The 22735-nt window shown below is 56.2% G+C and carries 24 protein-coding genes; 16 read left to right on the forward strand and 8 right to left on the reverse strand.

The window, feature by feature from the left end; genetic code table 11:
* Positions 1-105: 105 nt before the first annotated feature.
* Together J7413_RS12580 and J7413_RS12585 are read right to left on the reverse strand one after the other, a co-directional pair.
* The gene (locus tag J7413_RS12580; protein ID WP_209098675.1) at positions 106-540 is read right to left on the reverse strand and encodes an ATP-binding protein; all 435 of its coding nucleotides are present in this window, start codon (positions 538-540) and stop codon (positions 106-108) included.
* A gap of 33 nt (positions 541-573) precedes the next feature.
* A complete protein-coding gene (locus J7413_RS12585; protein WP_209098677.1) occupies positions 574-903 on the reverse strand; it encodes an STAS domain-containing protein in 330 nt (109 codons plus the stop codon).
* 188 nt (positions 904-1091) lie between these two features.
* On the opposite strand from J7413_RS12585, the gene J7413_RS12590 reads away from it, so the two are divergent.
* A complete protein-coding gene (locus J7413_RS12590; RefSeq protein WP_209098679.1) occupies positions 1092-2264 on the forward strand; it encodes an acetyl-CoA C-acyltransferase in 1173 nt (390 codons plus the stop codon).
* Between the two features lie 58 nt (positions 2265-2322).
* On the opposite strand, the gene J7413_RS12595 is transcribed toward J7413_RS12590, so the two are convergent.
* From J7413_RS12595 to rpiA, 5 genes are all read right to left on the reverse strand, one after another.
* Positions 2323-2520, reverse strand: coding sequence for a DUF2065 family protein (locus tag J7413_RS12595; RefSeq protein ID WP_209098681.1), 198 nt, complete (start codon positions 2518-2520; stop codon positions 2323-2325).
* Positions 2517-3404: a protease modulator HflC gene (gene hflC / locus J7413_RS12600; RefSeq protein ID WP_209098683.1), complete on the reverse strand. Its 888-nt coding sequence runs from the start codon at positions 3402-3404 to the stop codon at positions 2517-2519. Before hflC ends, J7413_RS12595 begins: the two co-directional genes overlap by 4 nt.
* Before the next feature lies 1 nt (position 3405).
* The gene (hflK, locus tag J7413_RS12605; RefSeq protein ID WP_209098685.1) at positions 3406-4539 is read right to left on the reverse strand and encodes an FtsH protease activity modulator HflK; all 1134 of its coding nucleotides are present in this window, start codon (positions 4537-4539) and stop codon (positions 3406-3408) included.
* Between the two features lie 83 nt (positions 4540-4622).
* Positions 4623-5978: a glutathione-disulfide reductase gene (gene gor / locus J7413_RS12610; RefSeq protein ID WP_209098687.1), complete on the reverse strand. Its 1356-nt coding sequence runs from the start codon at positions 5976-5978 to the stop codon at positions 4623-4625.
* Between the two features lie 14 nt (positions 5979-5992).
* On the reverse strand, positions 5993-6781 hold the full coding sequence (gene rpiA / locus J7413_RS12615) for a ribose-5-phosphate isomerase RpiA (RefSeq protein ID WP_209098690.1): 789 nt from the start codon (positions 6779-6781) through the stop codon (positions 5993-5995).
* A gap of 226 nt (positions 6782-7007) precedes the next feature.
* Here rpiA and J7413_RS12620 point away from each other — a divergent pair, with 226 nt between their 5' ends.
* Both J7413_RS12620 and J7413_RS12625 read left to right on the forward strand, forming a co-directional pair.
* Entirely contained in the window at positions 7008-7715 is a 708-nt protein-coding gene (locus tag J7413_RS12620) for a glutathione S-transferase family protein (RefSeq protein WP_209098692.1), read from the forward strand.
* Positions 7715-9088, forward strand: a complete 1374-nt coding sequence (locus J7413_RS12625) for an L-serine ammonia-lyase (RefSeq protein WP_209098694.1) — start codon at positions 7715-7717, stop codon at positions 9086-9088. Before J7413_RS12620 ends, J7413_RS12625 begins: the two co-directional genes overlap by 1 nt.
* Before the next feature lie 57 nt (positions 9089-9145).
* Here J7413_RS12625 and J7413_RS12630 read toward each other — a convergent pair whose 3' ends face one another.
* Positions 9146-9934: a lytic transglycosylase domain-containing protein gene (locus J7413_RS12630; RefSeq protein ID WP_209099142.1), complete on the reverse strand. Its 789-nt coding sequence runs from the start codon at positions 9932-9934 to the stop codon at positions 9146-9148.
* 382 nt (positions 9935-10316) lie between these two features.
* On the opposite strand from J7413_RS12630, the gene J7413_RS12635 reads away from it, so the two are divergent.
* The 13 genes from J7413_RS12635 (at position 10317) to J7413_RS12695 (ending at position 22721) form a co-directional block, all read left to right on the forward strand.
* Positions 10317-10526: a hypothetical protein gene (locus J7413_RS12635; protein ID WP_209098696.1), complete on the forward strand. Its 210-nt coding sequence runs from the start codon at positions 10317-10319 to the stop codon at positions 10524-10526.
* A gap of 85 nt (positions 10527-10611) precedes the next feature.
* Positions 10612-10815, forward strand: a complete 204-nt coding sequence (locus J7413_RS12640) for a hypothetical protein (RefSeq protein ID WP_209098698.1) — start codon at positions 10612-10614, stop codon at positions 10813-10815.
* Between the two features lie 337 nt (positions 10816-11152).
* Complete coding sequence (cpaB, locus tag J7413_RS12645; RefSeq protein WP_209098700.1) at positions 11153-12022, forward strand: Flp pilus assembly protein CpaB; 870 nt, start codon at positions 11153-11155, stop codon at positions 12020-12022.
* Between the two features lie 228 nt (positions 12023-12250).
* Positions 12251-13654, forward strand: a complete 1404-nt coding sequence (locus J7413_RS12650; RefSeq protein ID WP_209098702.1) for a type II and III secretion system protein family protein — start codon at positions 12251-12253, stop codon at positions 13652-13654.
* 14 nt (positions 13655-13668) lie between these two features.
* The gene (locus J7413_RS12655) at positions 13669-14322 is read left to right on the forward strand and encodes an OmpA family protein (protein WP_209098704.1); all 654 of its coding nucleotides are present in this window, start codon (positions 13669-13671) and stop codon (positions 14320-14322) included.
* 286 nt (positions 14323-14608) lie between these two features.
* Positions 14609-15847 (forward strand): AAA family ATPase, encoded by a 1239-nt coding sequence (locus tag J7413_RS12660; RefSeq protein ID WP_209098706.1) that lies wholly within the window; start codon positions 14609-14611, stop codon positions 15845-15847.
* Positions 15848-15861: 14 nt separating this feature from the next.
* Entirely contained in the window at positions 15862-17331 is a 1470-nt protein-coding gene (locus tag J7413_RS12665; protein WP_209098708.1) for a CpaF family protein, read from the forward strand.
* A gap of 6 nt (positions 17332-17337) precedes the next feature.
* Positions 17338-18306: a type II secretion system F family protein gene (locus J7413_RS12670; RefSeq protein WP_209098710.1), complete on the forward strand. Its 969-nt coding sequence runs from the start codon at positions 17338-17340 to the stop codon at positions 18304-18306.
* Positions 18307-18318: 12 nt separating this feature from the next.
* Positions 18319-19290: a type II secretion system F family protein gene (locus J7413_RS12675; protein WP_209098712.1), complete on the forward strand. Its 972-nt coding sequence runs from the start codon at positions 18319-18321 to the stop codon at positions 19288-19290.
* Positions 19291-19311: 21 nt separating this feature from the next.
* On the forward strand, positions 19312-19878 hold the full coding sequence (locus J7413_RS12680) for a tetratricopeptide repeat protein (RefSeq protein WP_209098714.1): 567 nt from the start codon (positions 19312-19314) through the stop codon (positions 19876-19878).
* A gap of 30 nt (positions 19879-19908) precedes the next feature.
* On the forward strand, positions 19909-20757 hold the full coding sequence (locus tag J7413_RS12685) for a tetratricopeptide repeat protein (protein ID WP_209098716.1): 849 nt from the start codon (positions 19909-19911) through the stop codon (positions 20755-20757).
* Between the two features lie 12 nt (positions 20758-20769).
* Complete coding sequence (locus J7413_RS12690; RefSeq protein WP_209098718.1) at positions 20770-21294, forward strand: prepilin peptidase; 525 nt, start codon at positions 20770-20772, stop codon at positions 21292-21294.
* Between the two features lie 119 nt (positions 21295-21413).
* Positions 21414-22721, forward strand: coding sequence for an ATPase (locus J7413_RS12695; protein WP_209098720.1), 1308 nt, complete (start codon positions 21414-21416; stop codon positions 22719-22721).
* Positions 22722-22735 lie beyond the last annotated feature (14 nt).

Here is a 22735-nt window from a genome sequence, read left to right on the forward strand (position 1 = left end):
CCAAAATAGGAGAGATTTAATCCGCGAGTCCCGGCGATCCTCGCGCAGCCAAACCAAAGGCGCGCTCTGCCAGCTGGAAAAGCGGAGAGCAAATTACTAGGTGGATCAGTCCGGTACGGAAAACTTCAGCTGATTGTAGCCAGAGGACCGGCGGCGGTAATCAATATCCTGCGCGAGCGACCGCACAAGCCCCCAGCCAAAACCCCCTTCTGGCAAATCGGCGATATCGCCCCCAAGGTCAGGCATGATCCCGCTTGGAAGTTCATTGCCCGGCATTTCGACGCCATTGTCGCGCACTTCAACCTGCCAGCATTGATTGATGTAGTTGCAACTGATGACAATTTGGCCGTCATTGCGCCCGGCCAGCGCATGCTCAACAACGTTGTTCAAAACTTCTGCGAGCACAAGTTCAAGCACACCAGCATTGCAAGCTGCGAATTCTTCCGCTGTCAGCTTCTGCCGGAGCGTTTCGAGGGCGTTGCGCACTTCTTGCGGCGTGCCCTTAAGCTCGATGTGAATATCAGCCTGCGAATTGGTCACTCTATTGTGTGCCCCAGCTTTGCAAATTTCAGTTCATTCTACGAAGGCTTCGTCAAGCGTCTCATGGATCCGGAACACCGTGTCCATACGCGTCAGACGAAACACTTTATCTACGTTCTCATTCAAGCCAGAGAGCTCCAGACGGTTCTCTCCTCCCAGCTGCTTCATCGCCGCGACAATCGCGCCCAAACCGCTGGAATCAATAAAATCGACTTCGGACAGATCCAGAATCACCCGACCGGTGGCCTGCTCAGTTTCTTCCCGCATACGATCTTTAAACTGAATCGCAACGGACGCGTCGATACGCGTTTCGTGAACCGATACAACCAATGCTCCGCCTTCTGTCTTACTCGACAGGTTCATAAGACGTCTCCTTCAACTTTCGTCCTCAGGAAACACTATTCGGAATTTCTTACCAAGTTATGAGCGCTTCTGATCGTCAATTGTTTCGGCGGCGTGCCATTTCTGACTCAACAGCCTGAAACATCCTTGCAATATTTACCCCCCAAAGCCAAGCACAAGGAAATGCCATCACAGATGAGGAGCACGTGATGAAAAACGTTGTGATCGCAGGGGCCGCGCGCACCCCTATGGGCGGTTTTCAAGGCGCATTTGCAGATGTGACCGCTGCTGAACTTGGCGGAACAGCCATCAAGGCGGCGCTGAAAAACGCGCAAGCCAACACCGCTGACGAGGTCTTGATGGGCTGCGTTCTGCCGGCTGGCCAGGGACAGGCCCCCGCGCGCCAAGCCGGATTTGGTGCTGGGCTCGGCGAGGAGGTTCCCGCCACCACACTTAACAAAATGTGCGGCTCTGGCATGAAAGCCGCGATGATGGCATTTGATTCCATCGCACTCGGAGATCGCGACGTCATGATCGCGGGCGGCATGGAGAGCATGACCAACGCCCCATACGTTTTGCCCAAGATGCGCTCGGGGGCACGAATCGGTCATCAGCAGGTCATCGACCATATGTTTCTGGATGGCTTGGAAGACGCCTACGATAAAGGCAGACTGATGGGCACGTTCGCCGAAGACTGCGCCGTGAGTTTCCAATTCACCCGTGAAGCGCAGGATGAATACGCACTTAAATCGTTGTCCAATGCGCTTGAGGCGCAAAAATCTGGCGCCTTTGACGGTGAAATCGCCCCCGTCACCCTCACCACACGTAAAGGCACTGTTGAAATCGGTGAAGACGAACAGCCGGGCAACGCCCGACCTGAAAAGATCCCACATCTGAAGCCAGCTTTCCGAAAAGAGGGCACGGTGACACCAGCCAACAGCTCGTCGATTTCGGATGGCGCCGCTGCCTTGGTTCTGGCTTCTGAGGAAGCTGCACAGCAACAGGGCCTCAACGTCCGCGCGCACATCGTGGGCCATGCAAGTCATGCCCAAGCGCCCGGCCTTTTCACCACCGCGCCGGTTCCTGCTGCCCAGAAGCTTCTTGAAAAGATCGGCTGGCTGAAAGAGGACGTCGACCTTTGGGAGGTCAACGAGGCCTTTGCCGTCGTGCCCATGGCCTTCATGCATGAGATGGGCCTGAGCCGTGACATTGTGAATGTAAACGGTGGCGCCTGCGCGCTTGGCCACCCCATTGGCGCAAGCGGCGCCCGCATCATGGTGACATTGCTGAATGCTCTGGAAAAACGCGGCCTTAAGCGCGGCATCGCGGCCATTTGTATTGGCGGCGGCGAAGGCACAGCCATCGCGATAGAGCGTCCATAAGGGGCGCAAAAAGGGCCGCATGTGAAATACGCGGCCCGTCCATTACCCTACATCGAGTTCACGCGCCGAGCGCTTTGGCTACCCAAACCAAGGCCAACCCAAGGGCAAGTGCGGCAAGCCCCATGTAACGCCGTTGCTCAATCGGCAACGCCCGCAATGCCGCCAGCAGATCCTCAATAATGGAAGGGGCCAGTGCGTACACCAGCCCCTCCACAATCAACACCAGCCCAAGGGCCAGAAACAGGGTTTCGATCACTGGCCAGCCGCCGGTGCCGCCCCGGTTGGGGAACGCAGATACTCAAAGAACTCGCTGTCAGGGGACAACACCATCGAGGAATTTGATCCCTGCAAGGAGCGCTCATAGGCAGTCAGCGACCGATAGAATTCAAAGAACTCCGGGTCCGCACCAAACGCATCGGCAAAAATCGCGTTCCGCTTGGCGTCAGCTTCACCGCGAATGATTTCCGCCTCACGACGCGCCTCAGAAACCAGCTCCACAACGGTACGATCCGCCTGCGCACGTACACGCTGTGCGGCTTCGTTACCACGTGCACGTTCGTCGGTTGCTTCACGTTCACGTTCCGCTCGCATCCGCTCAAAGGTGGCTTCAAGGTTCTGTGGTGGCAGATCCGTCGCTTTCAGACGCACGTCAATCACATCCAGACCCAGCGCACGCGCCTGCGTGATTGCTGCATTTCGGATGCGCAGCATCAACGCCGCACGATCGGTGGACAGAATGTCTTTGGAGGACACAGTACCCAGAACCTCACGGGTTTCAGCGGTCAGAATACGATCAAGACGTTGATCTGCGATTCCAACGCCGCCATCACCAACAGCCTGACGGAACTGTTCAACATCTGCGATCCGGTACCGGGCAAACGCATCAACCACGAGACGGCGGTCATCTGCGGGCGTCACCTCGATTGGCCCCACATCAATCGAAAGGATGCGATCATCATAGCGCACCACTTCCTGAATGAGCGGAAGCTTCAAGGCCAAACCCGGGTCTTCCTTCACAGAGACCACACGACCAAATTGCAGCACCAGTGCTTTCTCACGTTCATCCACGATGAAGATCGAAGACAAAATACCCGCAATAGCGATCACAATGACGGGCAGAAGATATGTAGACTTGTTCATATCAGTTGCTCCCCTTGCGCAGCTCATTCAGCGGCAGATATGGCACAACGCCTGATCCTGATCCGCCGTTTTCTTCGATGATGATCTTGTCCACATCACCCAGAACACGCTCCATCGTCTCCAGATAGAGACGCTTACGTGTCACTTCCGGTGCTTTCGCATATTCCTCACGTACCGCGCTAAAGCGAGAGGCTTCACCTTCCGCTTCATTTACGACCTGAGCACGATAACCTTCAGCTTCTTCCAGAACTTGCGCCGCTTCACCACGGGCTTCCGCCAGAACACGGTTGGCATAGGCATCTGCCACGTTCTGCAAGCGGTCACGCTCCTGTGCAGCCGCCTGAACATCGCGGAAGGCATCAATCACAGTCGACGGCGGATCAGCACGGTCAAAGTTCACACGCACGATATTCACGCCGCTGTCATAGCTGTCCAAAGTGTCCTGGATCAATTCTTGCAGACGATCTGCGATCACACCACGGTCTCGGTTCAAGATGGGTGCCAGCTCAGACTGTGCAATGATCTCACGCATCGCTGATTCAGAAACAGCCTGAATGGTTTGGCGTGGATCGCGCAGGTTGAAAAGATACTTCGCAGGATCCGCAATGTTCCAGACAACCTGATAGTCAACGTCCACAACGTTTTCATCGCTGGTCAGCATCAAGCCATCTTCGCCGCGACGCGCACCGCCCATATCTTCGGTCTGTTCGCGTGTCACTGGCAGAACTTCACGCGTGATCAGAGGCCAAGGCGCAAAATTCAAACCTTCGGTGCCGGTGCGATAGTACTCGCCAAGGAACAACTCAACCGATTGCTCAAAGTTCTGCACGCGGTAGAGGCTGGCAGACAGCCAAAGCCCAACAGCAGCCACAGCGCCAACCAACAGCATCCCTTTGCTGATGCGCGGACCACCGGTTCCGCCGGAGCCGCCTTCACCGCCACCTTGACCACCGCGACCGCCCATAAGGACGCGCAGCTGATCCTGACCTTTTTTCATCAGGTCATCGATGTCCGGGATCTGTGGCCCATCACCCTGTGGCGGGCGCTGGCCATTTCCATTGTTGTTGCCGCGATTTCCGCCGCCGCCTTGGTTATTGCCGCCCCCTCCCCAGGGGCCGCCATTGTTACCTGCCATACGGGATCTTCCCTCTCTACGTATCGTCATTGGCGTACCCTACAAACCTGAGGGTTACGCCGGAAAAATCAACCCATTGCGCCTTACAGAGTGCGCACGGGTGCTTTCATGGTTACCAGTTCTTCCGACATGGTCGGATGCACTGCTACAGTCCGGTCGAAGTCTTCCTTGGTCGCGCCCATTTTTACGGCAATGCCCGCAAGCTGGATCATCTCACCGGCACCAGGCGCGACGATGTGACAGCCCAGAACCTTGCGCGTCGCCTTGCTCACGATCAGCTTCATCAACACGCGCTCTGCACGCCCGGCAAAGGCCTGCTGCATCGGCTTAAAGCTTGTTGCATAGACTTCGATCGGCTCCTGCTCCGCCGCTTCCTCTTCGCTGAGGCCCACGGTGCCCATTTCAGGCTGGGTGAAGATGGCGGTTGGGATCAACTCATGATCCACGGTTGTTGGATTGCCTTTGAACACCGTTTCCACAAAAGCCATGCCCTCGCGGATCGCAACAGGGGTGAGGTTCACCCGATCCGTCACATCGCCCACGGCAAATACAGACGGCACAACAGTCTGACTGTAGTCATCAACAACCACTTCACCTTTACGGCCAAGCGTCACGCCGATCTCTTCCAGCCCCATGTTGTCGGTGTTGGGCGCACGGCCTGTGGCAAACATCACCTGATCAAACAACCGCTCATCGCCATTGGTTGCCTTCACCCAGATCTTGTCGCCCTCTTTGCGCATTTCCAAAACGTTGGTGCCGCAATGGATATCGACGCCACGCTGGCGCATTTCTTCAGCGACCAGACCACGGGCTTCATCATCAAAACCGCGCAGAATTTGCGCGCCGCGATAAAACTGGGTGGTCTTCACGCCAAGGCCATTCATGATGCCCGCAAACTCGCTGGCAATATAGCCACCACCCACAATCAGAATGCTCTCTGGCAGCTTATCAAGATGGAAGATCTCATTGGAGCTGATGCCCAACTCTGCGCCCGGCAAATCTGGCCATACAGGGCGGCCCCCCATGGCCAGAAGCACATGTTTCGCGGTTTTGCGCGTGCCATCTGCGAGTTCAACAGTGTGCGCATCCACCATCTTGGCGCGCTGATCGAAGCTCTCAACACCACTGTTTTTCAACAGGTTGCGATAAATGCCCTCAAGTCGGTCAAGCTCTGCGTGCAGCTTTGTCTTGAACGCATCCCAGCTGAAGTCACCCGCCTGAATGTCCCATCCATAAGCCTGCGCATCCCCAACCATACCGGAGTATTCAGAGGCAAACACCATCAGCTTTTTGGGCACACAGCCGCGGATCACACATGTGCCACCATAGCGGTCTTCTTCGGCAAGTGCGACTTTCACACCTTCCGCTGCGGCGACACGCGCAGCCCGTACACCACCGGAACCACCGCCGATGACAAAGAGATCATAATCAAAGGACATGATAAGCCTTTTTGTTAGTCCACGAGATCCGTGAAAAGATTGTCTGTTTCTGCGAAGTCGAGCATCGCTTCTTCGATTGTTCCGGCATTGATATCCCGCACTTCCACGCGCCCGTCGCCATAGCCAACAACAACAGCGTCACAGATATCGATAAAGAGACCATTTTCAACCACACCCGGCATTTGATTGATGGCCAAAGCGAGCTGTCGGGCATCACCAATTCGGTTAAGGTGCAAATCAAGAATATGATTGCCCTCATCCGTCATGAATGGCGAGGCACCGTTCATCCGTAGCGTGCTCGCACGCCCCAGAACATCCATGCTCACAAGGGTTTCCTCGATCAAGGCCTGCGTGGTTTGCCAGCCAAACGGCACCACCTCCAGCGGCAAAGGGAAAGCGCCCAGTGTTTCGACCTCTTTACCAACATCAGCGATCACAACCATTTGATCTGATGCCGTTGCGACGATCTTCTCCTGCAGCAGGGCACCGCCCCCGCCTTTGATCAGGTTCAGATCCGCATCAAATTCATCTGCCCCGTCAATCGTCACATCCAGCCATTTGGCTTCGTCAAGACTGACGACCTCGATCCCCACTTCCCGCGCGAGCTCCGCCGTGCGTGTGGAGGTTGGCACACCTTTGATGCGCAGCCCCTGATCACGCACCATTTCACCAAGGCACCTCACGAGCCATGCCGCCGTCGATCCGGTTCCCAAACCAACGCGCATGCCATCTTCAACATAGTCAGTGGCGCGTTTGGCGGCGACAAATTTCGCCTTATCAATGGGCGACAACTCTCCGGTCATTGCGACAACTCCCTGCAACCTTTGCAGCTTTATAGGAAAGTTGGTCGCCGGGGGCGAGAGCCGATTACTCTAAATTCCGCTCAATGCGGCGCATTTCATCGTTTGATTGCTCATATATCGCGCATCAAGCCAAGCGCGACGTTGACCTTGGCGGCGCTGCGTGTTTCCCATCGGAAACGTCGCTTTTGCGCAGCGCCCATGCGGCAAGCCCGGATAAAACAAACACATGACAGAGACCTTTTGCCTACACTACGCACCAGACAACGCTTCGCTGATCGTTCGGCTGGCGTTGGAAGAGCTTGGCCTGTCGTATCAAACCACCCTAGTGGATCGGCGCACCAATGCGCAGCGCGCACCCGCCTATCTGGCATTGAACCCGAACGGCACAATTCCGGTACTGGAAACCCCAAACGGCGCTCTCTTTGAAACAGCCGCGATTCTAATGTGGCTCTCAGAACACGCAGATTCACTGGCCCCCGCCGCCAACACCCCGCTGCGCGCGCCGTTCCTGAAGTGGATGTTCTGGTGCTCAAACACCTTCCAAATTGATCTGCGGCATTTCTTCTATCCCGAAAAATTCATCGGCGAAGATCCCCAGCATCAAACACAGCTACGCAGCATATTCAGACAACGCCTGCAAAACGATCTGAGCATCTTAGAGGCAGGCATGTCGCAAGCCCCCGGTTTGGCAGGGGGCGCAGTCCCTACGTTGCTCGATCTCTATATTCCCTGTCTGCTACGCTGGACAAAACTCTATGCCGACCTGCCAGAGCAGCGCTGGTTTGACATACACCGCTTCCCCACGCTCCTACAGATCTGTGAGCGTGCAGAAACCCGTGAAAGCACGCGGGCCGCGCAACGCGCCGAAGGCCTCGGCCCGACACCGTTTACCAACCCCTCGCTAGCCACACCGCCAGAAGGATCTGCCACCTGATGTTTCTCTCTGTCTTTGATATGTTCAAAGTGGGCGTTGGCCCTTCTTCTTCGCATACGATGGGTCCAATGGTGGCCGCTGCGCGCTTTCTTGACCTGCTGCGCGCCTCCCCGTTTGACGCACATGGCCTCCGCGCAAGCCTGCATGGCTCACTCGCATTTACCGGCGTCGGCCACGCCACAGATCGCGCAACCATTCTGGGGCTCGCGGGCTTCCTTCCCGACAGCTACGACCACGAAAAGGCAGAAGCCGCGCTGGAAAAGATTCGGACCACGGGGCATGTACACCCCGAGGGCCTGCCCCCACTGGCATTTGAGCCCCGCGAAGATCTCAAATTTGACTTTGGCCCCAACCTGCCCGGCCATGCCAATGGCATGATCCTCATGGCCACTGACGCACAGGGGGACGTGATCCTTCAGGAAACCTACTACTCGATTGGTGGCGGCTTTGTCCTGACCGAAGGCGAACTCGAAGGCGGCGCAGCCACCGATGAAGGCGCGCCCATCCCGTACCCGTTCAAATCAGCCGCTGAAATGCTGGAGATGGCAGAACACTCTGGCAAATCAATCGCAGAGATGAAGCGCTCAAACGAGATCGCCCGCGGCTGCACAGAAAGCCTGAACAAAGGCTGCGCACGCATCTGGCAGGTGATGAACGACTGCATAGAGCGCGGCCTCACCACCGACGGCACGTTGCCCGGCGGCCTCAATGTGCGCCGCCGCGCCAAGGGCATTCATGACGCCCTACAGGCAGAACGCGGTATGAATCTTGTTGCGCCCCACACCATCAATGACTGGATGAGTGCCTATGCCATGGCGGTGAACGAAGAAAACGCCGCAGGTGGTCAAGTCGTGACCGCCCCAACCAATGGCGCCGCGGGCGTAATGCCCGCTGTGATCCGTTACTGGCTGGATCATGTGCCCAGCGCCAGCGCCAGCCGCGTCGAAGAATTTCTGCTCACCGCAGCCGCGATTGGTGGGCTTGTGAAATTCAACGCCTCCATTTCCGGAGCTGAGGCAGGTTGTCAGGCCGAAGTGGGCTCCGCCTCCGCAATGGCAGCAGCAGGTCTCTGTGCTGTCATGGGCGGCACACCGGAGCAAGTGGAGAACGCCGCCGAAATCGCGCTAGAGCACCACCTCGGTATGACCTGTGACCCGGTCAAAGGTCTGGTTCAGGTGCCCTGCATCGAGCGCAATGGCCTCGGTGCGATCAAAGCTGTCTCAGCCGCCTCCCTCGCCCTGCGTGGCGATGGCCACCACTTTGTGCCGCTGGATGCCGTGATTGAAACCATGCGCCAGACCGGCGCGGACATGCATGAAAAATACAAAGAGACGTCTCTGGGCGGACTCGCGGTCAACGTGCCCAACTGCTGAAGACGCGCGGGCCGCACACTTCAAGACCTGAGACCGGCGCCCGCGCATACTGCACGTCTACGGATTGGCAAAGACACATCCATCCGAAATCAGCTCGGGCGGCGTGACACACAACGCCCTGGCAACCTCAAAGGCGGCCAACACTTTGGGCACATAGGCGCGCGTCTCCGCAAAGGGCGGCACGCCCTCGTGGGTGGCAATCGCGTTTTCCCCTGCGTTGTATCCCGCCAAAACCAAAATGGGATCTCCCGCGAATTTCTCCATCAGGAAGTCCAGATACCGGATTCCCCCGGCAATATTGTCAGCCCCATCAAACGCATCTGACACATCAAAGCGGGCCGCCGTGGCTGGCATCAACTGCATGAGTCCCTGTGCGCCTGCCGTGCTTTCGGCCTCCGCATTCCCGGCACTCTCAACTGCAATCACGGCAAGCGCCAATGCGGGCGAAACCTGCGTGCCGATGGACGACAGCAAAATATCCACGCCGTAGGTCTGCGCAATTCCTTGCAAAGTCGCCAACCTCGGCGTGGCCAACCGCTGCCCTTCCGGAGGATTGGACAAACGCATCAAAGCGGGCTCCAATCGGCCCGGCCCACTTGCAGACACATCTGGCGACACATCCGCCCAGAACCATTCCAGCGGCTGCGCGCGCGGCCCACTCTGGGCAACGCCGCCACCAATCCCCGCCGTGGGCGCTGTGGCCAGCTCCGGTGCGTCTGGTGTGATTTGAACCGTAATGCGCTTTGCCTGCCCCGCTGTGGGCGGCTTTACACGCTTGGCAGAAAAGTCTGGAAAGGGTTTCGGCCCCTCCGCACTCACAGCGGTCGCGACTCCTGCAAAAATCATCAGCGCAAAACACGCCACTCGCCCCAAATAAACCATTTCGCAATCCTGCTCGCGGTACTTTCTTGCGAGTCTCGCAAATTTTGCCAGATCACACCAGTTTTAGACGCCCGATTCCGCCCAAATGACATGGGATTCGCTCTAAAAATACCCTTTCAAAACTGTAAGGGTCGCGGTGGTTAATTTTTTTACAATTAAAAACAATAAGTTAATTCGACATCTCCAAGGATTCCCAGATGGTCCAAAATGGAGCCACTTGCGCCCAATTCCCGCCCCAATCCGCCAACATATTGCTCTCATACCAAGTCGGGATGGCGCAGGAGAGAGCGCCGACAAAGATCCGACAAGGTGGCACAAACATTTAGATCCTTTGGAGGGACACAACATGATCAAGTTCATCAAGAACTTCCGCAACGACGAAGACGGCGCCGTAACTGTAGACTGGGTCGTTCTGACTGCAGCCGTTGTTGGTCTGGCAATCGCAGCCTTCACTGTAATCGAAACTGCAACCGCTGACCTGACAGGCGACGCAAACACCGCCCTGACAACCGACGCGGACGCGAACTCCAATGCCGCATTTGGCATCACCAACTAATCAGATAGCCAAACTCAGAAGCGAAAAGGCCCTTAAGGCAGTTTGCGTCTGAGCTCTTCGAACACTTTTTTACAGGAGCAATCCAATGATCAAATTCATCAAAAACTTCCGCAACGACGAAGACGGCGCCGTAACTGTAGACTGGGTCGTTCTGACTGCAGCCGTTGTTGGCCTGGCAATCGCAGCCTTCACCGTAATCGAGGGCGCAACTGCTGACCTGACTGGCGACGCATCCACCGCTCTGGGCACCGCCGATGCAAACTCCACTGCAGCGTTTGCCGACGAATAAGGTTATACCTTTTCGAGTTGAGAGGCGCCGTTTTCGGCGCCTCTTTGCATTTACAGGCCAGGCATTTACCGGCCGGCGCAACCGGATATTTGATGCTCCAGCTTGAAAGAATAGAATGCGGTCAGTCTGCTTGCCCCTCCAGCAAAACAGGCTGGATTGACGTCTGACGATCCAATCCCCCGATCTAAATCCAGGCAAAACCCAAGGCATCCAATACATCAGCAAGGCCACGAAACCTGTCATTTGGCACCCTGAATTCGCCACATTTGGACAGCATGTTTGGCAAGGAACCGGTCTGCGCACTTGAAAACGCAGACCCAAACACGAGGTGGGAACCATGCGCGCTCTTTTTGCAGGCGTTTTGCTTTTTGGTCTTGGGATCGCAGGATTCGCAGTCTACATGGCGCAAAACTACATCAAAGAAATCGACAAACAGGCCGAGCTGGCTCGCAAAAATGCGCAGCCGGATATTGAACTGGTCGACGGATTTACTGTGGCACGCCAGATGAAATTCGGTGAAAAACTCGCGCTGAAAGATGTTCGGCGGGTGAAATGGCCAAAAGCGGCCATTGTCGACGGGATGTTCACAGATCCTGAGGTACTGTTCCCCGATGGCGACAACAAACAACGCGTGATCCTACGCACCATGGAAAAGGGTGAGGTGCTGATCGCGGCAAAGCTCACCGAACCAGGGCAGGAAGCGGGCATTCGCTCACGCCTCGCGGAAGGCGAACGTGCCTTTACAATTCGTGTGGATGTGACCAGCGGTGTCTCTGGCCTGCTACGCCCCGGCGACAGCGTGGATGTCTATTGGACAGGGCGCGTCGAAAATGATCGCTCAAACCGCGGCGAGTTCACCAAACTTATCCAACCAAACGTCAAATTGATCGCGGTGGATCAGTCCGTAAACGAAGAGATGAAGGGGGGAGGCATTGCACGCACGGTGACGGTTGCAGTCACAACGGACGAGGTTCCAGCGCTGAACTTCGCCCAGAGCTCCGGCCGCCTCTCGCTTTCGCTTGTTGGCGCTGGCGACGATACTGTTGCAGAGGTGATCGAAGTAGACCAGAGGCGTCTTCTTGGCATCGAAGATGCGCCAGTCCAAGAAGTACAAGAGGTCGTTCAAGTTGAGCCTGAACGTGTCTGCACGATCAAGACACGCAAGGGCGGCACCGTCTCGACCATTCCAATTCCCTGTACGAATTGACGCGCCTCACGCGTGCAAGCAAAGAAAGGGCACCACACTGTGGGTGCCCTTTCTTTGTGGCCTAACAGCGTTTCGCGTCTTTGTCTGTGTCGGCAAATACACAGCCCAAAACATCAAAAAATCACCGAAAGTCATTGATTCTTGCAATAAACTCTCAACTAGCGCACACTAAGCTCAATAGTGGGCAAAAGACCCGCAAACTGAGGCGTGATCGAGAGGCAGGTCACAATGACAATGAAAAGACTATTTGGCGCGGCCCTGCTGGGCGTCGCCATCGGGGTTTTGCCATTTGTGGCACCTCCCTCTGCTGAGGCAGAAACTTTACGCGTGCTGCGCAGCGGCACCTCCTCAACGCTCGGCGTTCCGATGAACCGCGCAGTTGTGGTAGAAAGCGAAGTACCCTTTGCGGAACTCTCGATTGCCAACCCGGCCATCGCGGATATCTCATCGCTGTCTGACCGCACCATTTATGTATTGGGCAAATCTCCGGGGCTGACAACGCTGACCTTGCTGGATGCAACCGGAAAGCTCATCACCAATGTGGAAGTGCGTGTCGCGCCGGATCTCAGCGAATTCAAAGAGCGTCTGAAACAGATCCTGCCCAACGAAACAATCGAAGTACGCACCGCCAACGATGGCATCGTGCTTTCAGGCACAGTTAGCTCCGCACAGCGCTTGCAACGTGCGCTTGATTTGGCTGAACGCTATGCGCCAGAGCGTGTTTCCAATCTAATGGTGGTGGGTGGCGTTCAGCAGGTCATGTTGAAAGTGCGCTTTGCTGAAATGCAACGCAGCGTCTCCAAAGCACTGGATTTTGGATTGAACGGCGTCAAAGATGGCTCACGCCGCTTCGGTACAAGCAACTTTCTTGCACCGCTCAATGAAAATGGGCAGGTGCCTTTGAATGCCGGCACTTTTGGCGCTGGCACTTTCAGCCTAGACATCGGCGCGTTTGAAATCGAAGTCCTCCTTCAAGCTCTGGAAAGCAAAGGGCTGACACGTACTCTGGCGGAACCGAACCTTTCCGCGCTTTCAGGCCAAGAAGCGAAATTCCTCGCAGGCGGTGAATATCCAGTGCCCGTCGCACAGGATGACGGCGAGATCACAGTTGAGTTCAAACCCTTCGGTGTAGAGCTGAACTTTATCCCCCGCGTGGTGGACGGCGATGTCATCAATCTGGAGCTTGCGACCGCTGTATCCGCCATCGACAATGCCAATGGCTTCACCAACAACGGCCTCACCATTGCTGCATTCACTCGGCGCGAAGCCTCCACAACAGTTGAGTTGCGCGATGGGGAAAGCTTTGCGATCGCCGGCCTGCTCGAAGACGACTTCCGCGACAACAACTCGCAAGTTCCATGGCTTGGCGATGTGCCGGTTCTGGGCACCCTGTTTCGCAGCGCGGACTACAACCGCTCTCAGTCGGAACTGGTTGTGATCGTAACGGCGCATTTGGTCACCCCAACACGTGGCGATGCACTTGCGCTGCCGACAGATCGGGTCAAGCCACCAACGGAACAGGAGCTTTTCCTGTTCGGACACACAACGGGCAATGTGAAAAAACAACGCGGCGCAGCAGCTGAGGTCGCCAAACAAGACTTCACCGGCTCTTATGGCTACGTGATGGATTGAGGGAAGGATTCGCAATGTTGAAAAGAATCATAGCCCTGTCCGCACTCTTGGTGTCCGCCTGCTCAGATGGCGACAACAGCGCGGTGCCCTCTTGGTTCCGCGAAGCGGGCTCCGTCGTTGACAGCGGCACATTTGGCTCCGCAACAGTCAACAATCTGGGCATTCAAAACGGTGAGCGCAGCTATGCATTGAGCTTGGCAAATCGCTTTGCCGAAGAAGTGCCCGATATGGTCAACTTCGACTTTGATAGCGCAACACTTGATCCGCAGGCGCGGTCCATCCTGGATTTGCAGGCCAACTGGATCAAACAGTTTCCGGAAGTGCGCTTCAAAGTCTATGGCCACACCGATGCTGTCGGCTCAAGCGCTTACAACAAACAGCTCGGCCTGCGCCGCGCACGCGCTGTTGTGTCCTATCTAAGTGCTCAAGGCATTGACCAGGACCGGCTTGAAGCTGTGGTCTCTCTGGGCAAAACGCAGCCGCTGGTCGTGACCCAAGGACGTGAACGTCAAAACCGACGCACCGTTACAGAAGTCACCGGATTCGTGGATCGCCATCCAACGGTGATGGATGGTAAATATGCGCAAATCATCTATCGCGACTATATCGCCAGTGCGGTTGCGGCCCCTGGTATCGAAGGTCTCACATCCTCAGGTGGTGGCGAGTAGGAAGCATTCCACAACCTCAAAACACTGTTTCTCAAAAACCGGCCGCTGTTGGCCGGTTTTTTTGTGGAAACACTCCCTCCATATCCCACACATCGTCGCACAATTCCGCACAATTTCGGCTTTTTGGCCCCAATGTTGCCCCAGTTGGGAAAGATGTTGGGACCCAAGGCAAGGTGCGTCTGCGTGGAATCACAGCACCTGGGATGAAACACATCCACACGCAAAGAGGTGGGCACCTCTAAAGAATGACACGCGCTTTTGGCGCCAGTGAACTAGAGGCAAAAAAATGAGTAGCGAGCCGCTGCAAACAGATCAAAGTCCAATCTTGGCATGTACGATTTGCCGAGACGTGCAGAATTTTGAACTGTTGATCGTCGACATGGAAGACGCGCTGGGGGAACAGTGGGGTGACCTGAGCTTCGAAGACGCGATTCCCTTCATGGAACAGCCGGACGCCGCACACCTTGAGTTCATCGTTCTGGCCATTGACGACATGGATGAGGACGCGCTCGACGATCTCAGCGAAATCATCACAGAGGCGCGCAATCGCAAAATCCGCACCCTGCTGATCGCCGAAGACGTGACACCAGCCTCCCTGCATCACCTCTTGCGGCAAGGGGCGGATGAGTTCATCCCCTACCCTCTTCCACCCGGTGAGTTGCAAACCGCCATTGAAAAACTGCGCGCTGTGTCTCAGCTAAGCGAAGCCAAGCAAACGCCGCATGTCACCTTGTCTGCAAACCAGGAATCTCGCGAAGGCGTGCTGATCGCCGTGCACGGGCTGGCAGGCGGCACGGGGGCAACAACCCTTGCCACAAACCTTGGCTGGGAACTCGCCTCAATCAAGAACAATGCGCCAAGCGTGTGCCTGATCGACCTCGACCTTCAGTTCGGCACAATGTCCACCTATCTGGATTTGCCCCGCCCGGATTCGGTTTTCGAACTGATCACCGACACCGAAAGCATGGACAGCGATAGTTTTGGACAGGCGCTTCAAACCTACGAAGACACCCTTCACGTTCTCACTGCCCCGGCGGACATCATTCCCCTCGACTTGGTCGGGCCAGCAGACATAGAGCGCGTGCTTGAAATGGCGCGCAAACACTACGACTACGTGATTGTTGATATGCCCTCCACGCTTGTGCAGTGGTCCGAAGTGGTGCTTCAGGCGGCGCATATTTACTTCGCCACAATGGAAATCGACATGCGTTCTGCGCAAAATGCGATGCGCCTCAAACGCGCCCTTCAGGCCGAAGATCTGCCATTTGAAAAGCTGCGCTATGTGATGAACCGTGCGCCAAAGTTCACCGATCTTGCAGGCAAAAGCCGTGTGAAACGTTTGGCAGAAAGCCTCAGCATTTCGATTGATCTGCACCTGCCTGACGGCGGCAAGCAAATTGTGCAAGCGTCTGATCATGGGCAACCACTGGCCGTTTCCGCAGCGAAAAACCCGCTGCGCAAAGAAATCGCCAAACTGGCCGCCAGCCTGCACGCCCTTGATCAATCTGACGAAAAAGCCGCTTAAAAAGGGATCAGCCCATGTTCTCTCGATACAAAAAAGCTGACGCCAAACCGAGCGCGGCCGTCGCTCAAAAAGCGGCAGCACCCCAGCAACCAACCACCAAGACTGAATCGCAGGCGTCCGCGCCAGCCGCTGCGGTGGATGCTAAAAAGGTCATGCGCCGCCCTATGGCGCAAGCGGCAGGCGAAGTGGTGGCGGGTGACAAGGAGCGCCGACGCAAGGAACGCTTGGGTGAAATCAAACTGGAACTTCACCGCGAGCTTCTCGACAATTTGAACCTGGCCGCGCTGGACAAAGCGTCTGAGCGCGAATTGCGCGCAGAGATCACGGCAATCGCTACAGAGGTGCTGCAGGAAAAAGCCATCGTTTTGAACCGCGAAGAGCGGTCAACGCTGTTTCAGGAACTCTATGATGAGGTCACAGGCCTCGGCCCTCTGGAAACCCTGCTGCAAGACGAAACCGTCAACGATATTCTGGTCAACGGTCCCAAACAGATCTTTGTGGAGCGCGCAGGCAAACTCGAACTCACCGACATCGTTTTCAAAGACGAGCGTCACTTGCTGCGCATCATCGACAAAATCGTTTCTGCCGTGGGTCGTCGCGTTGATGAATCCAACCCTTATGTGGACGCCCGTTTGGCGGATGGCTCCCGTTTCAACGCCATGGTGTCGCCGATTGCGGTGGATGGCTCGTTGGTCTCCATTCGTAAGTTCAAAAAAGACAAACTCGGCATCGACGATCTGGTGCGTTTTGGCGCGTTTTCCGAAGAGATGGCGGCATACCTTCAGGCCGCCGTGGCCACCCGCCTCAATGTGATTGTGTCTGGAGGTACAGGCTCCGGTAAAACCACGACGCTCAACGCGCTCAGCTCATTTATCGACAACGCCGAACGCATCCTGACAATCGAGGATACGGCGGAACTTCAGCTGCAACAGACTCACGTTGGCCGGATGGAAAGCCGCCCGCCAAACGTCGAGGGCAAAGGCGAGGTTTCCCCACGCGACTGTCTGAAAAACGCGCTGCGGATGCGCCCGGATCGCATCATCGTGGGCGAGACCCGTGGCGAAGAGGTGATCGACATGTTGCAGGCCATGAACACCGGCCACGACGGCTCCATGACCACAATCCACGCCAACAACGCGCGCGATGGTATCTCCCGTCTGGAAAACATGATTGCCATGGCCGGGATCGAAATGCCGATCAAAGCGGTCCGCAGTCAGATTTCCTCGGCTGTGAACCTGATTGTACAGGCGTCTCGCCTTCAGGATGGCTCACGTCGCATGACCTCGATCACCGAAATCACCGGGATGGAAGGGGATGTGATCTCAATGCAGGAAATCTTCCGCTTCCAGCGCACGGGGCTCACACCAGAAAACAAAATTATCGGCCACTTCACGGCCACAGGTGTGCGCAGTCACTACTCAGAACGTTTCCGCCTCTGGGGCTATGACCTGCCACCTGAAATCTACGAACCGTCTGCGGGGTAAGACGACATGCCATTCTCACCCGAACTTATCGTATATGGTCTGATCTTTGTCGGCGTCTTTGTCTTGGTCGAAGGCGCCTATCTGACCATCTTTGGGAAATCGATCAGCCTCAACAGTCGCGTCAATCGACGCCTGGAAATGCTCGAAAAAGGCGGCAAACGCGAAGAAGTGCTGGACCAGCTCCGTAAGGAGATGAAGCAGCACAGCGAAAACCGCGGCATTCCACTCTACTCGCTGCTCGCAGAAAAAGCGCAGAAGGCCGCCATTGCCTTCACGCCGCAACAGCTCATGATGATCATGGTGCTGGTGTCAGGCTTTGCCTTTGCGGGCCTCAGTGTAGGGACTGAAACCGGCATGATAACCCGTATCGCCATCAGCGTGATGATGGGTGTCGGAGGCGTGTACGGCTGGGTCGCCATGAAAGCAGGCAAACGCATTGCCCTAATCGAAGAACAGCTGCCCGACGCCATCGAACTGATGGTGCGCAGCCTACGCGTCGGCCACCCGTTCACCTCTGCCATTCAGATTGTGTCCAGAGAGGTTGAGGATCCGCTGGCCACCGAATTTGGCATCATTTCGGATGAGGCCGCCTATGGGCGGGATGTCGGAGATGCGCTCAAGGACATGGCCGAACGTCTGGACATGCAGGATTTGCGCTTTCTCTCTGTCGCGGTGACCATTCAACAGCAATCCGGCGGCAACCTCGCAGAAATCCTCGCAGGTCTGTCCAAGGTGATCCGTGCGCGCTTCCGTCTCTTTCGCCGCGTGAAAGCGATCACAGCAGAGGCCAAATGGTCTGGCAACTTCCTTTCGGCTTTCCCCGTGCTCGCACTGATCGCCATCAATGTGATGGATCCCAACTACTATGACGATGTGAAGGATCACTGGCTCTACATTCCTGGCTGTATTGCCGTGGGGGTTTTCTTGGGTGTGAACCTGATCGTCATGAAAATTCTGACCAACATCAAAGTTTAAGGAACGCTTGAAATGACAACGATGGAAGCCCTGAACTTGATGCTGTCCGACATGCTCGGACCACAAGGTCCACTGATTGCGGTTCTGGTACTCGGCGGGTTCTTTGCCTTGCTGCTTTACACAATGGCGGCCGCCCGCCGGGATGACCCCATTGAGAAACTTAAGCGCGCGCAAAACGCAGGCGCAAAAGCATCACACAGCCAGCAGGAGAAACTGCGCCGCAAAGGCGCCAACGCCAAACTCGACAAATACAAAGCTTTCCTTGAACCCCAAAGCGAAGAGGAACTGAGTTCTGTACGCCTGAAACTGATGCAGGCCGGCTATCCATCGCGCGATGCCGTGCGAGCTTATCACTTGGCGCAATTCCTGCTTGGCATGAGCGGGCTGGCCCTTGGTCTGAGCTACTATCTCTTTGTCAAAAAGACGCCGGAATCCACGGCCACAGACATGATCATGTGGGTGCTTGGGCCGGGCGGCGCCGGGTATCTGCTGCCCAAATATTGGGTCACCCGTCGCGTCGAAGAACGCAAAGAAGAAATCACCGCAGGCTTCCCCGACAGCCTGGACATGATGCTCGTCTGCGTTGAGGCTGGTCAGTCTCTGGACCAATCTATCGTGCGCGTCGCAGCCGAGTTGCGCGCCTCTTATCCGGCATTGAGCCAAGAGTTTCAGATCGTTGCGCAGGAAATGAAAGCGGGTAAAGACAAAACCCAAGTGCTCTCTGACATGGGCGAACGCTGCGGCGTGCAAGACGTGTCGTCTTTCGTGACGGTTCTCATTCAGTCTGCCACCTTTGGTACGTCAATTGCCGAAGCCCTGCGTGTCTATGCGGGCGAAATGCGTGACAAACGCGTGATGCGCGCGGAAGAGGCGGCAAACAAGTTGCCAACAAAGATGACATTGGCCACAATGATGCTCACAGTTCCGCCGTTGTTGATCATTCTGGTCAGCCCGTCCGTGATCGGGATCACGCAACTCGGCTAAAAAGGCAAACGAGCAATCACAATGACAGGTCTTAGGGCTTCCGCCCTGATCGCTGCAGTAACATTTTCATTGGCCGCCTGTGATACGGGCGGCCTTGGTGCGTCCAAAGACAGCCCCTATGCCCCCAGCGTTGATCGCTCCGAAGCTGCGGTCGATGGGCTGCTTGTCGGCTGGCGCTTGATGGAGGCGGGTGAATATGAGCTCGCGATGGATGCGTTTGTGCGGGCTGGCCTTGAGCGTGGGCGCACGCCAGAAGTGATTTCTGCCGCAGGCAGCGCAAACCTCGCCATGGGGCGTCTGGGTCAGGCGGAAAGCCTGCTGCGCGAAGCGGCTGGAGCAGACGAAACAAATCCCGCCACATGGAACAACCTCGGCATCGTTCTCATCGAACAACGCAAGTTTGTCGAAGCGGAACAAATCTTGCGAAAGGCCTACGCGCTCGACAATGGCGAAAGTGACGCAATCCGCGATAATTTACGCTTAGCGCTCGCAAATTCGAATCATTCCGGCTATGCTGGCGAAAAACCACAAGAATATAAGTTGGTTCGACGGGGCAGCAGTGACTATCTCATCCGTCAGACACCGTAGGTAAGGCACGAGCAGCAAAAGGACGCACAAATGCGCCACACTGTGTTGGGGACGTTATGTTTTGTGAGCATAGCCGCATTGGCAGCTTGCTCAGATACGGATCAGGAAAGCGTTGAGCGCGCCATTCAGGATGTGAACGCGGTTGACGAAAGCAACCTGTCAGATGTGATGCTGACAGTGGCAGACCCCAACGAGGGGATCTCCTACTTCCAGCGCACGTTGAAAGACAATCCCGACCGCATTGACATTCAGCGTGGTCTGGCGATTTCATATGTACGCGCAAAGCGTTACACCGAAGCCGTGCCTGCTTGGGCCCGCGTCACCAAACACAAAGACAGCACCGCAACCGATCTGGTTGATCTGGCGGATTCCCAAATTCGTGCGGGCCAGTGGGACGCGGCAGAAGAAACACTCAACAGCATTCCCCCGACTCACGAGACCTTCAAACGGTATCGCCTCGAAGCCATGATCGCAGACAGCAATCAGGATTGGAATCGCGCCGACAGCTTCTACGAAATTGCAGTTGGTCTGACCACGCGCCCTGGCGGCGTTATGAACAACTGGGGCTACTCCAAGCTGACCCGCGGCGACTACGCAGAGGCCGAGCGCCTGTTTGGCGAAGCCATCCGTCAGGACAGCACGCTGTTCACCGCCAAAAACAACATGGTGCTCGCACGCGGTGCGCAACGCAAATACACCCTGCCTGTCATTCCGATGGTTCAGACAGAACGCGCGCAGCTCCTGCACACGCTGGCGCTGTCGGCGATCAAACAAGGGGATACGGAAACCAGCAAGGTGCTGCTGCGCGAAGCAATTGAAACGCACCCACAGCACTTTGAGGCTGCCGTACGCGCCCTGAACGCGCTCGAAAACAGCTAAGGCGCACGCAATATGCAGGTTTCCAGCAGCTTCGCGCTCCTGTCGCTGATCTTGGCGTTGCCGATCTGCCTGTATATTTTCTATGCCGACATGAAATTCAAACGGATCAGCAACAAGGCCGTCTGGGCCTTGTTCGCCGTTTTTGTGGTCGCTGGCCTGTGCACACTTCCCCTCATGGAAATGGCATGGCGCTTTGCCAATTACGCCGTGGTATTTGCCATCCTATTTCTGATGTGGATGTTGCGCCAGATGGGCGCCGGAGACGTCAAAATGGCCGCTGTGGCAGCACTTTTTGTGGATCGCGCAGATGCGGCAGATGCGTTGTGGCTTGCCTTTGCCTGCTTGATCGCGGCCACCTTTGCGACTCTGATCGTGCGCTTTTCACCACTGCGCAATCTGGCACCCGATTGGGCCGCATGGCGGCTGAAACCCTCAACAGACGGGGTATCGGTGGGCAAAGGAAACCAAATGACCCTCCCCATGGGCACCGGCATCGGGCTGATGCTCTGCACCTATCTGCTGCTGGGCGCGCTTTAAGCCAGGCGCAAGCTTCACCATCCCGGCCCGAAGCGGCCCAAAAAACGCCACCTTTTGATTGTCTATGAGATGGAAACAGCAGTGGGGCCATACGTGGCCCGATCAGGAGTGTTCCAGTCATGAACATGCACACCACCAATGTGATGGCCCCGCCCGCCCCCAAGCGGCTCGAAGACATGCAGTTGCCCGTCGTCATGATGCGGGATATTTTGCTGAAAACCATCTTCCGCAAAAATGTCGATATGGTCACAGACATCGCGAAAGCCATCTGTCTGCCAATCGCGGTCACACAACAGCTGGTGGATATGGCCCGTGAACAGAAACTGCTGGAGGCCACCGGCACGCTGAATGCCAACAGTGGCAATGAGATGGGCTATCAGTTGACCGATGCGGGCAAAACCCGCGCCATGGATGCGCTGGCCCAATCCGAATATTTCGGCGCCATGCCAGTACCGCTGGATGTCTACCGCGAACAGGTCAAACGCCAGTCGATCCGCAATATCCAGATCACCCGTGACCAGCTGACCAATGCCATGGGCCATCTTATTTTGCCGCCCACCCTGCTCGATCAGCTTGGCCCAGCCGTGGGTTCAGGCCGTTCCATTCTGATGTATGGCCCTCCGGGCAACGGTAAGTCCTCAATTTCAAACGGCATTCGCGACGCGATGGGGGATAAGGTCTATGTGCCACACGCCATCGAATACGCAGGTCAGGTCATCACCGTTTATGACCCGATTGTGCACTCCGCAGCCGAGGCCGAAGAGCAGGACATGTCAAGTTTGCGCCGCACTGCCCGCTTTGACAGCCGCTATGTCAAATGTGACCGTCCCACAGTGATCACGGGGGGTGAGCTGTCACTCAACATGCTGGATCTGGTCTACAACCCAACCGCGCGCACCTATCAGGCCCCTCTGCAACTGAAATCCACCGGCGGCATTTTCATCGTGGACGACTTAGGCCGACAGGAAGAGCCGCCGCAAGCGCTGGTCAACCGCTGGATCGTACCGCTTGAGGAAAGCAAAGACATTCTCGCACTGCAATCGGGCGAAAAGTTCGAAGTGCCGTTTGACACGCTGGTGATCTTCTCCACCAACTTCCATCCCAATGAAATCTTCGATCAGGCAGCGCTGCGCCGGATCTTCTACAAGATCAAAATTGATGGCCCCAGTCAGGAGAACTTCCTGAAAATCTTCGCACTGGTCGCCAAGAAAAAGGGCCTGCCGCTGGATGAGGCCAGCCTCGTCCATCTGCTGAAAACAAAATACCCCACAATTGACAACACATATGCGAACTATCAGCCCGTCTTCCTGATCGATCAGATCATCTCGATTTGTGAATTTGAAGGCATTCCCTATCAAATGCGACCTGATCTGATTGATCGCGCGTGGTCCAACATGTTTGTCAAAGACGAACACATCGTAAAGTAAGTCCTCACCCGAGG

The organism is Shimia sp. R10_1, from assembly GCF_017744095.1.
Lineage (GTDB): Bacteria > Pseudomonadota > Alphaproteobacteria > Rhodobacterales > Rhodobacteraceae > Shimia.